The sequence below is a fragment of the Flavobacterium fontis genome (assembly GCF_900129405.1).
GTDB lineage: Bacteria > Bacteroidota > Bacteroidia > Flavobacteriales > Flavobacteriaceae > Flavobacterium > Flavobacterium fontis.
In genome coordinates this window covers 1-14,506 of record NZ_FQVQ01000021.1, presented here as the reverse complement: position 1 = coordinate 14,506, position 14,506 = coordinate 1, and the positions used below count along the sequence as shown (strand labels likewise).

Annotated in this window: 16 protein-coding genes and 1 riboswitch; of the genes, 6 read left to right on the top strand and 10 right to left on the bottom strand. The window is 42.3% G+C overall.

Translation table 11 applies throughout. From position 1 onward, the window contains the following. Window positions 1-60: 60 nt before the first annotated feature. Window positions 61-188, bottom strand: a riboswitch (cobalamin riboswitch). A gap of 105 nt (window positions 189-293) precedes the next feature. The 6 genes from BUC17_RS13340 to BUC17_RS13315 all read right to left on the bottom strand — a co-directional run bounded on the left by BUC17_RS13340 (window position 294) and on the right by BUC17_RS13315 (window position 4,847). After that, window positions 294-1,055 (bottom strand): LytR/AlgR family response regulator transcription factor, encoded by a 762-nt coding sequence (locus tag BUC17_RS13340; protein WP_073365336.1) that lies wholly within the window; start codon window positions 1,053-1,055, stop codon window positions 294-296. Between the two features lie 34 nt (window positions 1,056-1,089). Continuing rightward, window positions 1,090-1,407 carry a 2TM domain-containing protein gene (locus tag BUC17_RS13335; RefSeq protein WP_073365334.1) on the bottom strand — a complete coding sequence of 106 codons (318 nt, stop codon included), beginning with the start codon at window positions 1,405-1,407 and terminating at the stop codon, window positions 1,090-1,092. A 1-nt stretch (window position 1,408) separates the two neighbouring features. Next, window positions 1,409-1,729: a 2TM domain-containing protein gene (locus BUC17_RS13330; protein ID WP_073365362.1), complete on the bottom strand. Its 321-nt coding sequence runs from the start codon at window positions 1,727-1,729 to the stop codon at window positions 1,409-1,411. Then, window positions 1,720-3,051, bottom strand: a complete 1,332-nt coding sequence (locus BUC17_RS13325; RefSeq protein ID WP_073365332.1) for a 2TM domain-containing protein — start codon at window positions 3,049-3,051, stop codon at window positions 1,720-1,722. The genes BUC17_RS13330 and BUC17_RS13325 overlap by 10 nt, the downstream gene beginning before the upstream one ends. 61 nt (window positions 3,052-3,112) lie before the next feature. Further along, window positions 3,113-3,736, bottom strand: coding sequence for a hypothetical protein (locus BUC17_RS13320; RefSeq protein WP_073365360.1), 624 nt, complete (start codon window positions 3,734-3,736; stop codon window positions 3,113-3,115). 178 nt (window positions 3,737-3,914) lie between these two features. Then, window positions 3,915-4,847, bottom strand: coding sequence for a LysR substrate-binding domain-containing protein (locus BUC17_RS13315; protein WP_073365330.1), 933 nt, complete (start codon window positions 4,845-4,847; stop codon window positions 3,915-3,917). A gap of 108 nt (window positions 4,848-4,955) precedes the next feature. Between BUC17_RS13315 and katG the strand changes: the two genes are divergently transcribed. Continuing rightward, window positions 4,956-7,229 carry a catalase/peroxidase HPI gene (gene katG, locus BUC17_RS13310; RefSeq protein WP_073365328.1) on the top strand — a complete coding sequence of 758 codons (2,274 nt, stop codon included), beginning with the start codon at window positions 4,956-4,958 and terminating at the stop codon, window positions 7,227-7,229. A 183-nt stretch (window positions 7,230-7,412) separates the two neighbouring features. Here katG and BUC17_RS13305 read toward each other — a convergent pair whose 3' ends face one another. After that, the gene (locus BUC17_RS13305; protein ID WP_073365326.1) at window positions 7,413-9,563 is read right to left on the bottom strand and encodes a TonB-dependent receptor; all 2,151 of its coding nucleotides are present in this window, start codon (window positions 9,561-9,563) and stop codon (window positions 7,413-7,415) included. A gap of 156 nt (window positions 9,564-9,719) precedes the next feature. Between BUC17_RS13305 and BUC17_RS13300 the strand changes: the two genes are divergently transcribed. The 3 genes from BUC17_RS13300 (at window position 9,720) to BUC17_RS13290 (ending at window position 11,309) form a co-directional block, all read left to right on the top strand. Then, entirely contained in the window at window positions 9,720-10,115 is a 396-nt protein-coding gene (locus BUC17_RS13300; protein ID WP_073365324.1) for a hypothetical protein, read from the top strand. Window positions 10,116-10,190: 75 nt separating this feature from the next. After that, the gene (gene prmA / locus BUC17_RS13295; RefSeq protein WP_073365322.1) at window positions 10,191-11,027 is read left to right on the top strand and encodes a 50S ribosomal protein L11 methyltransferase; all 837 of its coding nucleotides are present in this window, start codon (window positions 10,191-10,193) and stop codon (window positions 11,025-11,027) included. 6 nt (window positions 11,028-11,033) lie between these two features. Beyond that, window positions 11,034-11,309: an ATP-dependent Clp protease adaptor ClpS gene (locus tag BUC17_RS13290; RefSeq protein ID WP_073365358.1), complete on the top strand. Its 276-nt coding sequence runs from the start codon at window positions 11,034-11,036 to the stop codon at window positions 11,307-11,309. Here BUC17_RS13290 and BUC17_RS13285 read toward each other — a convergent pair whose 3' ends face one another. From BUC17_RS13285 to BUC17_RS13275, 3 genes are read right to left on the bottom strand one after another with little or no spacing between them, the layout of a single operon-like run. Next, entirely contained in the window at window positions 11,310-11,579 is a 270-nt protein-coding gene (locus BUC17_RS13285) for a heavy-metal-associated domain-containing protein (protein ID WP_073365320.1), read from the bottom strand. 54 nt (window positions 11,580-11,633) lie between these two features. Next, entirely contained in the window at window positions 11,634-12,047 is a 414-nt protein-coding gene (locus BUC17_RS13280; RefSeq protein WP_073365318.1) for a DUF6691 family protein, read from the bottom strand. A gap of 3 nt (window positions 12,048-12,050) precedes the next feature. Beyond that, window positions 12,051-12,608 (bottom strand): YeeE/YedE family protein, encoded by a 558-nt coding sequence (locus tag BUC17_RS13275; RefSeq protein WP_073365317.1) that lies wholly within the window; start codon window positions 12,606-12,608, stop codon window positions 12,051-12,053. Window positions 12,609-12,689: 81 nt separating this feature from the next. On the opposite strand from BUC17_RS13275, the gene BUC17_RS13270 reads away from it, so the two are divergent. Beyond that, window positions 12,690-13,130 carry a hypothetical protein gene (locus BUC17_RS13270; protein ID WP_073365315.1) on the top strand — a complete coding sequence of 147 codons (441 nt, stop codon included), beginning with the start codon at window positions 12,690-12,692 and terminating at the stop codon, window positions 13,128-13,130. A gap of 87 nt (window positions 13,131-13,217) precedes the next feature. Beyond that, window positions 13,218-14,036 carry a 3-deoxy-8-phosphooctulonate synthase gene (kdsA, locus tag BUC17_RS13265; RefSeq protein WP_073365313.1) on the top strand — a complete coding sequence of 273 codons (819 nt, stop codon included), beginning with the start codon at window positions 13,218-13,220 and terminating at the stop codon, window positions 14,034-14,036. Window positions 14,037-14,506 lie beyond the last annotated feature (470 nt).

The window sequence follows — 14,506 nt, the reverse complement described above, 5'->3', positions numbered from 1 at the left end:
AAACCACCTGCATTCCATAGATTTCATACTATGGAAAAAAAGCCCAACTACTTCTCGTGATACTTGGAGCAATCAAAAGGGTGTATCTGACTCTTCCCTACAGGAAACACAGTTGCACGACAGTCTAAGAATTTCACTTAGTTCCACTTTTATCAGCCTTTGGCTAATCTTTCGATTGTGTGATGTAAAGGCGCAAATGTAGTACTATTTTTAAAATTCCTATGTTAAAAAAGTAGGAGCTAAATCGTCAAAGAAATTTAAAATTTAAAATAACCTAATTTAAAATAGCAGCACTATCCCAGCCACTCCTTAAACTCTCCTACCCGTTCCCGAGCCACAATGATTTCCTCCCCTTTATACGTGGGCAACAGCACTTTAAGCCTTGAGTTGCTGTGGACTTGAATCTCCTTAATCGCTTGTAACGGAATGATAAATTTTCGCGATACCCTAAAGAAGGCACTGGGATCCAATTCTTGTTCTACCTGCTCCAGCGACTGATCCAATAAAAAGGTTCGGTTGTCCAAAGTGTGCAGAAATGTCCCTTTATTTTCGCTGTAAATGCATTCAATGGTATCAACAGGAATCATTTTCAACTGCTGCCCCACTTTTAGGGTAAACCGCTGTTTGTAGGTGCGATCGACGGGATTGATTAAAAGTTTACGAATGGTTTCAAAATCCAAAGCCATAGAAGGAGATACCACGGTTTCTGAGCGGCTTTTGAACTTCATTACCGCCGTTTCTAATTCTTCCTCATCTATCGGTTTCAACAGATAATCAATGCTGTTCATTTTAAATGCGCGCAAAGCATACTCGTCGTAAGCCGTCGTAAAAATAATCGGACTCTTGATGGCAACCGCTTCAAAAATTTCAAAAGACAATCCATCGGAGAGTTGGATGTCAAGAAAAATTAAATCCGGATGCGGATGGGTTTCAAACCAAGCAATCGACGCTTCTACCGAGTGCAACAATTCCAGCACGTGTAAGCCCAGTTTTTCAACTTTTCGTTGCAACAAACGCGCTGCTGGTTTTTCGTCTTCAATGATCAATACGTTCATGGGTGTGGGTTATTTTAGTGAAAAAAGCGACCGATTAGGATTGGGACTTCCCTTGCTGGCGTTGTTCCTCTTCCATAAAGGCTTTAATCTTTCGGTTCTCCCACTCTTTGCCCAAAAAGTATTCTGGAATAAAAACCGATAATCCATGCGCTACGAGTCCAATACCCCAAAAAAAGGCGGTGCTAAATACGCGAAATTGCCATAAAGATTCGCCTTCCTCCAAACCTTGGACTTGGGTTACAATGAGGAGTAAATTTACAATTACATAGACCAACAAATGGCTGTAAAATCCTTTAATTTTTTTTACGCGTTTGACGGCTGCATCATAAGCGAATTGTTCATCTGGTGTCATATTAATGCTGTTTTTGTTGTTGTTGTTTTTCTTTTTCCATAAACTCCCGAATTTTGCGTTCCTCCCATGATTTTCCCCATGAAGAGGAGAAGGAAAACACGCGCAATCCATGAAATAAGACCCCTATTCCCCACCCGAATGCAGGCCAGAAAAACCATATATGGTGTGGAGAATATCTTAAATTCACGACCAAGAAAAAGAGGTTAACAAGAAGGTAAACAAAGAAATGAATGTAAAATCCGCGGATATCAGCAACTTGTTGTTTTGCTTTTTGATAGGCGTCGTGGTCAAAGGGTTCCTGAGGGTTGTGTTTTAGTTCCATTGGTTTGATTTTGAATTTTTTTGCATGATTTCTTGAATTTTTCGCTCTTCCCATTGCCGTCCGTACCCAAACGTACCGAAGGCATGAAATAAGAGTCCTATTCCCCATCCCAACATGGGAAACCAAAACCATTGGAATCCGCCTTGGAATAAATTAATTCCTACCAGTAAAGGGATTACAAAGCAGTAGGAAATGAGATTGGCATAAAACTCACGTAACTTTTCTACCCGCTCTTTGGCTCTGAAATAAGCGGTATTTTCGGTGGTAATAGTTGTATTCATAAGGGTTGTTCTTTCAGTTAATAATGGAATTTTAACGGTAAAAAAAGAGGTTGAAGGCTCTATACGAACACTGCGTTGGGTTACAATCGCATACCGACTGACAATATTTTGAAGTCCAACGCCACGACGATCCTGCAGCACCTCCTTCTTTTGTAAATTATTTTGAATGGCGAGGTAGCCCCCTTCCAAGGTTATCGCGATATGCAACGGTTTCTGCTCGCTGACCACATTGTGCTTAATTGTGTTTTCCAACAATAATTGTAGCGAAAGTGGCACCACAAAAGCTTGCTCTGGGAGGGTTGCCGTATCGGGTAAAGAAAAGGTAATGCTGTTTTCAAACCGCATTTTCAACAAATTCATATAGGTTTTAGCAAAGGCTAATTCTTCTTGAACAGGAACCAATTCCTTGTCTTTTTGCTCCAACACATAGCGATAGATTTTTGACAATGAGGTGGTAAATCGTTGCGCAGCGTCGGGATTTTCCTCGATAAGCGAACTCAACACATTGAGGCTGTTGAACAGAAAATGAGGGTCAATTTGATTTTTTAAACTCTCAAAACGCGCATTAGCACTTCCAGCAATCACTTGTTGTTCTTTGATACGACGTTCGTTTAATGCTTTATAGAAGTAAAAGGCATGGATCGCTAAGGAAACGATAAGGGTAATGATGATAGAAACCAAATAATTGGAAGGCTTTTCATCGGCTAAAAACTGGGCAATGGTGCGCCCGTTGAGGACTACATCTTCTAAAAAATGCAACACAAAGATGGTAAACAACGTCAAGAAAAATGAACTAAAAAACCCAATTATCAAGCGTTTTGGCGTAAAACGATCAACCGTAAATACACGATCCAATCCTATGAACACCACAGCATTTACATAATACAACACCAAACCATACACCATGGTGTAGCTAAACAAGGGTACGATATCCTTGTAAAAATCGGGTTGTGCGCCCATGAGGATATTTACGCCCAATAAAGCGAAAAAGATGATCAGGGTGATCCAAAATGCGCGGGGAAATTCTTTTATCAATTTCATGATTTCAATGTTTAAGTTTGGGGAACGTCAGTCATTACGCTCCCCTATGATTGAGCATTTCTTAGGGCTTGCAAGCCGCGAGTTGTTTTTTAGCCCGATCAGCACCCCATCGTGGTGCAAAGGGCATGGCTGGAACTTCGGCTTCATAAAGCACTACAGCGCGTTCCACATCTTTACACAAGGCCTTGACATCGGCACCCGTCCATTGGGCGCCTCCAATTTCAAATTCGGCCTTACCAAATACAGCCCGCGGATTATTGGGCGCCAGGGCTAATGCTTTGTTGTATAAGCCCACCACCGTTGGGGAAAGTCGCATGCCATTGGTCATCGGGTCGTAGGCAATCCATGCGGTATGAACCAACGCTTGCAAGATAATCAACTCCACATTGTCGGCGGCCTTGGCCATTTCAACATCCAAAGCTCGCTGTGCCTGTGTTAACAGCGCGTTTACTTTATCCCGATTTTTAGGGTCAAATGCTTCGGTCGTTTGGATCAAAGCAACATAATAATTGGGCAACCAACTTGTTTTTTCAGCAGCGGCAATTCGCTCCAACAACGCTGTGGCTTCTGAAGGTTTGCCTTCGTCCCATAATTGCAAGGCTTTACCCATTCCTTGTTCAAAGGTTGCTTGTGCGGTCAACCATTGCACTAACAAAAAAGCTAAAATTGTAATACCATTTTTCATACGAGTGTAATTTAAGTGATTCTTTCGTTTTTTGAAATAGACGTTTGCTATTTTCTGATTCAAAATTCGCAACTTCATCTAGGGCATACAATTTAAAACGACCGAACTGTCAAAAAGAACGGATGAATTGTCAATTTTGAAAAAAGTATCGATTTTTCACCCTAAAAATGGTTCCCCTCTACACCGGATTCAACAACAAAGCCTCCGTGGTTTTGGGTAAAATGGGATGCACTTGTTTAAGAATTTCTTGCTCTAAAAAATACAGCACCCGCCGTTTTACAAAATGCCGATGCACCACCAAACCTACGGATCGAATGGGGACAGGCGCTTGAAATTCCCGCAATCGCTCCCTTTCTTCCGTGCTGTAGGCGGTCGTGGCGAGATAAGGCAACAAGGTTGTTGCATTATTGGCTTTGACAAACCGCAGCAAACTGTCGATGGAACCCGCTTTGAAATTGAAATTAAACGGTGGAGTGGCCAATCGGGTTTCCAAATCACAAAAGGTTACAATTTGCGTTCGCATACAATGCCCTTCCTCCATTAACCAAATATCACTCGGATTCAAAGCCTCAGGCCGCACGGGATTGGCATAACGGTTGCCACAATCCAACAGCAAGAAGGGTTCGTCATAGAGCGGAATTTCAATCAAGTCGGGGTCGTTAATGGGTAAGGATAAAATGCCAATATCCAACTCACGTGCTTTGAGCAAACGTGTGATTTCTCCGGTAGTTTGCTCGCGAACTTCGATTTGCAATTGTGGAAATTTTTCGGCAAACGACTGCAAAAATAAGGGCAATAAAAAAGGAGCAATCGTAGGGATGACCGACAAGGTTAAAGTGCCGTCTACCTCGCCTTTGAATTCTTTGGCCAATTCATTTAACACTCCGATTTGGGACTGAATGGCCTTGATTTGTTCGATAATGACTTCGCCCTCAGCTGTAATTTCTACCGGTTTTTTCTTTCGGTTAAAAATCGTAATACCCAATTCTTCTTCAAACTTGGACACCATGGTACTCAAGGTCGATTGGGTGGCAAAACATTTTTCAGCGGCCGATTCAAAGTGACGCACTTCTGCCACAGCCAATACATACTCAAACTGACGTATATTCATTGATAGTATCAATATTAGGTTTGAAAATATCGTTTTTATCAATCAAATATACCACTTATTTTTACATTCCATAATGAATTACAAACAAACATAAAACCGAATACTATGATGAAAAAAACGATGTATCTCATGGCGATAGGTGCAATAACGTTAGGAACGTATGCGCAAGACACTGCCAAAGATTTGTCCCAATGTCCCTTCCACAATGGAACATTGGACGCAGCCAAACCCACCACTCATGCCAAAACTACCAAAAACAGCGATTGGTGGCCCAGTCAGTTGAACTTATCGGTATTGCGTCAAAATTCTGAATTGACCAATCCGATGGATGCTAATTTTGATTATATCAAAGCCTTCAAGTCGTTGGATTATATGGCGTTGAAAAAAGACATTCAAGCGGTACTGACCCAGTCACAAGATTGGTGGCCTGCCGATTTTGGTAACTATGGTCCCTTATTTATCCGAATGGCGTGGCACAGTGCAGGTACCTATCGTACGGGAGACGGCCGTGGCGGATCGTGTTCGGGACAGCAACGTTTTGCCCCACAAAACAGTTGGCCCGACAATGCCAATTTGGACAAAGCGCGACGTTTGCTTTGGCCTATCAAACAGAAGTATGGAAACAAAATTTCTTGGGCAGATTTGATGATCTTGACCGGTAATGTAGCTTTGGAATCGATGGGATTCAAAACGTTTGGTTTCTCAGGAGGACGCGCCGACGTTTGGGAACCGGAGTCCAATGTGTATTGGGGTTCTGAGTCGAAATGGTTGGACAACAGCAAACGCTACCAAGACGGGAAATTAGAAAATCCGTTGGCTGCGGTTCAAATGGGATTGATCTATGTAAATCCTGAAGGCCCCAATGGCAACCCCGACCCCGTGGCGGCTGCCAAAGACATTCGCGAAACGTTTGGACGGATGGGTATGAACGACGAAGAGACTGTGGCCTTGATTGCTGGTGGGCACACCTTCGGGAAAACGCACGGAGCAGGAGCAGCTTCTCATGTGGGACCCGAACCCGAAGCGGCTTCAATTGAAGAACAAGGTATGGGTTGGACCAGTACCTACCGCAGTGGAAAAGGCGCCGATGCCATAACTTCGGGATTGGAGGTCACGTGGACCACTACGCCTGCCAAATGGGGACATGATTACTTTAATCTTTTGTTTGGTAACGAATGGGAATTGACCAAGAGTCCAGCAGGAGCCCATCAATGGGTGGCCAAAAACGGAGCCAACATCATTCCTGATGCTTTTGATGCCAATAAAAAACACAAAGCAACCATGTTGACCACCGATTTGTCGTTGCGTTTTGATCCGGTATATGAAAAAATTTCACGCAATTTCTTGGACAATCCTGCAGCATTTGAAGATGCTTTTGCACGCGCATGGTACAAGCTTACGCACCGTGATATGGGCCCCAAAACGCGTCACGTAGGTCCAGAAGTACCTAAAGAAGAATTAATTTGGCAAGATCCTATTCCGGCGGTTAACCATCCGCTTGTAGATGCCAAAGACATTACGAGTTTAAAAACAGCCATTGCCAATTCAGGTTTAAGCACGCAAGAATTGGTGGAAACCGCATGGGCTTCGGCTTCTACTTTTCGTGGATCCGATAAAAGAGGAGGCGCCAATGGAGCCCGCATACGTTTGTTACCCCAACGCAATTGGGAATGCAACAATCCAACGCAGTTAAATAAAGTATTGGGCGTCTTGGAAGGGATTCAAAAGAAATTCCACACCACCTCGGGGACCAAAAAAGTATCCCTAGCCGATTTGATTGTTTTGGCGGGCAATGTAGGGGTTGAAAAAGCGGCTAAAGCGGCAGGTGTTCCTGTTACGGTTCCTTTCACTCCTGGACGCATGGATGCCACACAAGCGCAAACCGATGTGGCCTCTTTTGGTGTTTTGGAACCCATAGCGGACGGTTTCCGTAACTACAAAAAAACGCGATACACGTTTACCACAGAAGAATTGTTGGTGGACAAAGCACAATTATTAACGCTAACGGCCCCTGAAATGACTGTTTTATTGGGCGGTATGCGCGCCATGGGTGTACATCATTCCGATGAAAATACGGGAATTTTAACGTCACGAGTAGGTGCATTAACCAATGACTTTTTTGTGAATTTGTTGGATATGAATACCGTATGGAAAGCGACCGATGCCGATAAAGAAAGATTTGAAGGTCGTGATCGTAAAACGGATGCGGTGAAATGGACGGCCACGCGTGCCGATCTAATTTTCGGTTCACATTCAGAATTGCGTGCTTTGGCCGAAGTGTATGCCAGCAGTGATGCCAAAGAAAAAATGGTTACGGACTTTGTCGCTGCTTGGAATAAAGTGATGCAATTGGATCGTTTTGATCTCAAAATGAAAAAATAAGAACGCAAAAAATCAAAGTGATAAAGGGGATTGTTGGTACGACAATCCCTTTTTCTTTTGGAACTAATTCGTGTATACAGCCCCGATCGCAGCGGCATCCTCTGGAGCTTCCTTGCCAAAGGAGCGCCAGAGATACAGCGGAGAGCGGGAGGAATGTTTGTAGGAGCACCCCACGTTTGCTGCCTATAAATTATTGAGCTGATTGTCTTTTTTGTTATCGCTTAGGGTCCAAAAAAAGCCTACAAAAAAGAAACGATCGGCGGTGGGTTCGATAATTCGTCGGTTAAATACCCCATTGGCATCGGGCGTATTGGCGTATTCATAGCCTAAGACATTCTGGGTTCCCAGTATATTGTTGACGGAAAAGTATAGAATCTTTTGGGAAGAAATAAGGTAGGCCCAACTCAAACTTAAATTGGAAAACGGCTTGGTTCGTCCATTCATAAAAAGGGACTCGTTGGGATTGTTGTAGGGGCGCCCCGAGCTGAGGACTTGGGTCACACTCAATTGTGATTTCCAGTCGTTAATCCAATACTTACCGACCAGCGAAATACTGTGTTTGGCAATAAAATTGGGGGTAACGGTAGTTGGAAAATTACGGTAATTGCGTTGGCTGTCAATAAACGAATAGGATACCCAATATTCCAAATTTTTTATCGATTTCCCATCCCGCCAAAACACATCCAATCCACGCGCATAGCCCGACCCTCGATTGGTGAAATCGCTATTGAATTGGGGTGTTGGGGTATTGAATTGAATCAAATCTTGGTAAGCTTTTTCATAGACTTCCACCCGAAAAGTTTGTCGATCATGGGTATACAAATAATTCATGATGTAGTGCGCGGCGCGTTCACTTTGAAGGGCAGACGTGTATTTCAAATAATCGGCTCTTGGGGCTTGAGCAAAGGTTCCATACGCCCATGAAAACTGATGATTTTTGGCAAATTTATACGCTAAGGAAAGTCGTGGCATGAGTTGCGTTTCCTTTAGCATCCCATTGTGCGCGAAGCGTGCCCCGATTTTGGCAGCGACCTTTTTGGAAAAAATCCAATCGACTTCGGTAAATGCTGCGCTTAGCGGAAAATCATACCCGCTGGAAAAACGCAGGGTAGCATTGGAGAACAATTCCTTGAAACCGGTGATAAAATGATCTATCCCCATGGTCCATTTGAAACGATCGGAATATGATTTACGCAATTTGAGTTTAAAATGTGCCGCGTTTTCTTGGTTGTATACTTCGTCTTGTTCGAGATCGATTTGATTTTTACCGTGACCAAAACTAGCGCCTGTGGTAAGTTGCCAACCGTTGCCCACACTCCCTTTGAATGAAATATTGGTATATCCATTTGTATTGGCGAGTGCTACTCGTGTCGGTTGTGGGGTATTGATACTTTCTTGATTCAGGTCAAACGTTGCATAATCAAAAGCCGTGTACACCTTTAACAAACCCGAGGTAAATCGGTAGCGATACACTGCTTCCCCCGAGAGGGATTGGTAGGGCTTGTTCCATGTGATGTTTTGAGGAATCAACTTTTGGTAGGGTTCCAAATTCAAGTAAGCCAAATTGAAGGTCAACGATTGCTTGTCCCAAACTTGGGTATTGGCCACACCGAGTCCAACGGTCATAAACGACAAATCTGTTCGTTCGGTGACTTCTTCCTCTTTGGAGTTGAGTAACAATACACTCGAAAGCGCCTCCCCGTATTCGGCCGAGTACCCACCAGTGGAAAAGGACATACCTGTAAACAAAAATGGAGAAAAACGACCTCGGGTGGGAACATTTTGTGCTGCGGCGCCATAGGGTTGCGCGACCCGAATGCCATCGATGTAGGTTTGGGTTTCATCGGCCTCACCGCCCCGTACAAAAAGACGTCCATCTTCGGCTACATTTTGCGTTCCGGGCAAGGTTTGAAGAGCGGCGATTATGTTTCCATTGGAGCCCGCAGTGGTAACAATATCGAGCGGTTTGAGCACCGAAACCCGTGAGCGTTCGCCGGCATCAAAAGTGCCTGCTGTAATAACCACGGTATCGAGCGTATTGACACTTTCTTTGAGGGTGATTTGAAGGAGTTGCTCCTCACCTACTGTATAGGGAAGATCTACCGATTCGTATCCCAGTAATGAGACTACTATTTTTTGGAGGCCCGTAGCGGAGGTTGTAAAAGTAAACCGACCTTGGGCATCGGTCAAACCGCCATCGTAGGTCCCATCGACATATACATTGGCGCCTGTGAGTGGTGTTTTTTTGGTATCCAAAACGATTCCCGTTACGGTGTGTTGGCTAAACATTACATACGATAGTAAACTAAAAAAAAGGGTGCTGAAGGTTTTCATAGGTGTAGTTTTCTGAGGCAAAATTGGGCACTCATTTTAAAAGGCTCAAATCCTTTCTACCGAACTGTTGAAAATTCGGGATGAATTGTAGAAGCAAATCGAAATACTTTTTTATATTTGACTCAACAAAATTGTTATTCTTCAAAATTTATACGTATGAAATTTGTAAAATTCGCTGTGGCTATCGTTGCTTTTTTAGCCTTTCAAAACCTTCAAGCACAATCGGCTACTGCCAAATGGGCACCTCTTAATGAGTACCATGAACTTCTATCGAAAACGTTCCATCCTGCAGAGGGAGGGAATTTGACTCCGATCAAAAACAGCCATGATGCTTTAGTACAAAAATCTGAAGCTTTAGATGTAACAACGATGCCCGCCGATTTGAAAACCTCAAAAGCGGTGGAAAACATTGCGGTTTTACAGAAACTAACAAAAAAATTAAGCGAATTGATTACCAATAGAGCGCCCGATGTTGAAATCATGCGTACGTTTCAAAATGTACACGATGTATTTCACCGCATTGAAGAATCTTGTAATCATCCGAACCGATAAAATTTAACCCGACACTTCGTCGGGTTCTTTTTTTTATTGCATTTCCTGACGTACTTTTGTCAAAAATAAAAACACATGTCAGTAGTCTATTTAGGATTTCATTTTACGGTGGAACCCAAAGATCCGGGAACAGAAATCTTAATTGCCGAGTTGGGTGAATTGCCCTTTGAAAGTTTTGTCGAACAGGAACACGGCGTAACGGCTTACATACAGCAATCGGCTTACGAGGAAGGCATGGTTGAAAACTTGTATATTGTCAACTCGCCCGAATTTACCATCACCCACACGGTGGAGACGATTGAACAAGTCAATTGGAATGAAGAATGGGAGAAAAATTTTGACCCGATTGATGTTGATGGCAAATGTTATGTTCGCGCTCCTTTTCATGAAAAAACAAACGCGCTTTATGACATTGTGATCGAACCAAAAATGAGTTTTGGAACGGGGCATCATGAAACAACGCACATGATGATTCAACAGTTGTTGGAAATGGATTTGGTAGGAAAAAAAACATTAGATATGGGATGTGGGACGGCCATTTTAGCCATTTTAGCTGAAATGAAAGGTGCGCAACCCATTGATGCCATTGACATTGACGCATGGTGTTATGTAAACTCTATTGAAAATGCCGAACGCAATCATTGCCACCATATCACGGTAGAGGAAGGAGATGCACGTTTGTTGCCGGGTAGGTCTTATGACGTGATTATTGCCAATATTAATCGAAATATTTTAATCAACGACATGGCCACTTATGCGGATTGTTTGGCCCCTGAAGGATACCTGCTACTAAGTGGGTTCTATGTGGATGATATCCCGTATTTGGATGCCGCATGCCAACCTTTTGGATTGGTTTTTGAAAAAAAATGGGAGCGTAACAACTGGGCGTCCCTTCGTTATAAAAAACAATAAATGAAAATGAGCACGATTGAAAAAGTAAAAGAGTCAGTCGTTTTGGCTGAAGATTTAGATTTTCATCACGAAATTATATTGTTCAATGACGATGTCAACACCTTTGATCATGTTATTGACACGTTAATTCGCGTTTGCGACCACACCCCTATTCAAGCGGAACAATGTGCGATTCTAGTACATTACACGGGTAAATGCGGTGTGAAAACCGGAGCCTATGACGAGTTAAAACCCCTTTGTTCAGCCTTATTGGATGCGGGTCTTAGCGCAGAAATTCAGTAATTATCGCGCCAATTTCCCCATAACGCAACTCACCAAAGAATGCGCTTGATCACTAAGCGTATTGGCTTCCCCGCGCACCGGATACCCCATCTTTTTAAGTTTTTGGGTGATGTTTTCTAGATCTGATTCATTCTGATAAGTGACGGAAACCGTGCCTTGTTGGAGGTCAACGATGACATTTTGCAACGCTTCCATTGCACGTAATTGTTGGGTAATGGTATGTGCACAACCCCCGCATTTGAGGTTTTGTACGGATAAAGTAGTGGTCATTTTTTTTATTCAAAAATAGTCCACCTCAGTAAATTGTTTTGTAACTGCTGTTACTTAGTGCGGCAAATAATCTTTGATACAACCGTAGATAAAGGTACCCAAAAGTGCGCCGATAAAGAGTACACCTACCGCCATGAAACCGGCGCCCATAAGGATAAAAATGGGTCCCGGACATGCCCCAACCATGGCCCAGCCTAATCCGAAGAGTAAACCACCAATCCAATACCGGAACGTTCCTTTTTCTTTATCTGGAATACTAATGGGTTGTCCTTGGTAATCGGTGATTTTTTTCCGTTTAATCCATTGAACCCCCATTACCCCTGTAGCAATGGCGACCATGATAATGCCGTACATGTGGAAAGAATCAAATTGAAACATTTCGTAGATTCGGTACCAAGAAACCGCTTCTGCTTTGGTAAGAACGATACCAAAAAAAAGACCAACGAGAAAAAATTTAATATACTTCATGACCTAAAAGAGTAAGGGGAGAATAAAATGCGTCATCAACAAACCACCGATAAAAAATCCAATAACCGCTTTCAAGGATTGCCCCTGAAAGGTACTTAACCCCGTAATGGCATGACCTGAAGTACAGCCACCTGCATAGCGGGATCCAAATCCTATGAGGAAGCCACCAATTAAAAGAAAGGCTATGATTTTGGGCTGTTGCAATGCAGAAATATCAAATAGTGTATGCGGGAGTAGTTTTCCGTTTGGAGCGTCGATTCCTAATTTTTGTAATTTTAAAATTGTATTGGGATTTATAGCTACATTATCGGGAGCACTTAAAAAGTGTACCGCGAGATATCCACCGACCATGGCTCCCAAAACAACGACTAAGTTCCATTGTTGACTCTTCCAATCCCATTGAAAAAAAGACACTTTTTTACCTACACCCGTCATGGCGCACAAACTTCTCAAATTGGAAGACATCCCAAATCCTTTTCCAAAATAAATCAAAAGCAACATGACCATTCCTATTAAAAAACCTGAAATGGCCCAATGCCAAGTGCCCGTAAAAATCTCCATACGTTACATTTTTTACAAAAATAGAAATCGTGGTTTGATTATTGCACAGAAATTAACAAATTTGAAACTCAATTTAACAACATGAAAAAAAGTATTGCCTTCCTTTTTTTGTTAGCCCTTGTAACTAGCTGTGGTAGCGGAAAATTTGTGATAAAAAATATCGATAATTCGGTGCGAAAACTTCAAACCGTTGATGGCCATTTTGATTTGAAAGAATATGCCACCGATGATTTGTATGGGTATAACATGGAATATCCTATTAATTTGGGATACGATAATGAACGAAATAACCCAAGGAATGTAGACTATTTTTTCAAAGCGCTAGCGGGACCGAATGGAGAGCCCATTACTTGGAAAAAAATCGAGGTGTGTTGTCCCTATGAAAGTAAAAAAAGCACCACTGGCGCGGGTACTTTAGAGATTTATGAAGTTAGTTTTGGCACTTCTAGCCTTCGATTATATGTCAACTTATTTGAAAAAGGCAAGCTACTATGTCCGAAAGGGCTAACCATCAAAAAATAAACCTAGATTTCCTACCCTCGCTCAGGAATCCGAAAAGAGATTAGGGTTTTATTTCCTATCTTTGTGTTTCTAAAAAACTAATTTTTCATGGATTTAAATCAACTGCCACAGCTCAAACATACGGATAGTGGTAACTTTTTTATTTTAGCCGGACCTTGTGCTATTGAAGGGGAAGAAATGGCCTTACGCATTGCTGAAAAACTCACTTCAATTTCGGATACTTATAAAATCCCTTTTGTATTTAAAGGGTCATTTAAAAAAGCGAATCGCTCTCGCATTGACAGTTTTACGGGAATTGGCGATGAAAAAGCCTTAAAAATTCTTCGAAAAGTAGCTGAAACGTTTCATGTACCCACGGTAACCGACATTCACACAGAAGAGGATGCCGACAAAGCTGCGCAATATGTTGATGTTTTACAAATCCCTGCTTTTTTGGTTCGACAAACCGATTTGGTTGTGGCTGCCGCAAAAACGGGGAAGACAGTGAATTTAAAAAAAGGGCAATTTATGAGTCCCGAGAGCATGAAACACGCCGTACAAAAAGTACTGGATTGCCACAATGAAAACGTGATGGTCACCGACCGCGGAAGCATGTTTGGCTACCAGGATTTAATTGTGGACTTCCGTGGAATTCCAACCATGAAGGCGTTTGCAACAACTGTTTTAGATGTCACCCATTCGTTGCAACAACCCAATCAAATGTCGGGTGTAACTGGCGGTAGACCCGATCGTATTGAAACCATTGCCAAGGCTGGAATTGCCGTAGGTGTTGACGGGATATTCATTGAAACCCATTTTGACCCTGCAAATGCCAAAAGTGATGGCGCAAATATGTTACACTTGGATTATTTTGAGGACTTAATGCGTAAGTTGACACAAATTCGTCAAACAATCAATAACTTCTAATTAAAAAAGTAAATACTTTAGGCTAAATCCTCATTCAAAAAGGTACCGTACTCATTTGTATTTAGTTCAAGTACTTTTCTTTGAGGTTGATACGCTATTTTTACATGTATCATTGTGCGTATTCATTGGTTCTAAAATTAAATCGTAACGATAACTATTAAATCTTACAAATTCATTATTCGTTTTGTTCTCCTTCTTACATGGAGTACTTAGCAGATTGATTTTTTTGGATTTAATCAGTGTACATTCGGATTTTTTTTTACTTTTGATAGCTAACAACTTAAATACAAACAAACCCATCAATTATTAATTTTTATGAAAAAAATTACATTACTACTCCTGCTTGCGTTAGTGCATTTCACGGGATATTCTCAGTTTCCGACTCCAGGAGTTGAGGGATTTGAGAATACGACCGGTCCGGACGTAGCTACAAATCCATCGCCTTGGACTTTGGGAACGGGAGCCACGGG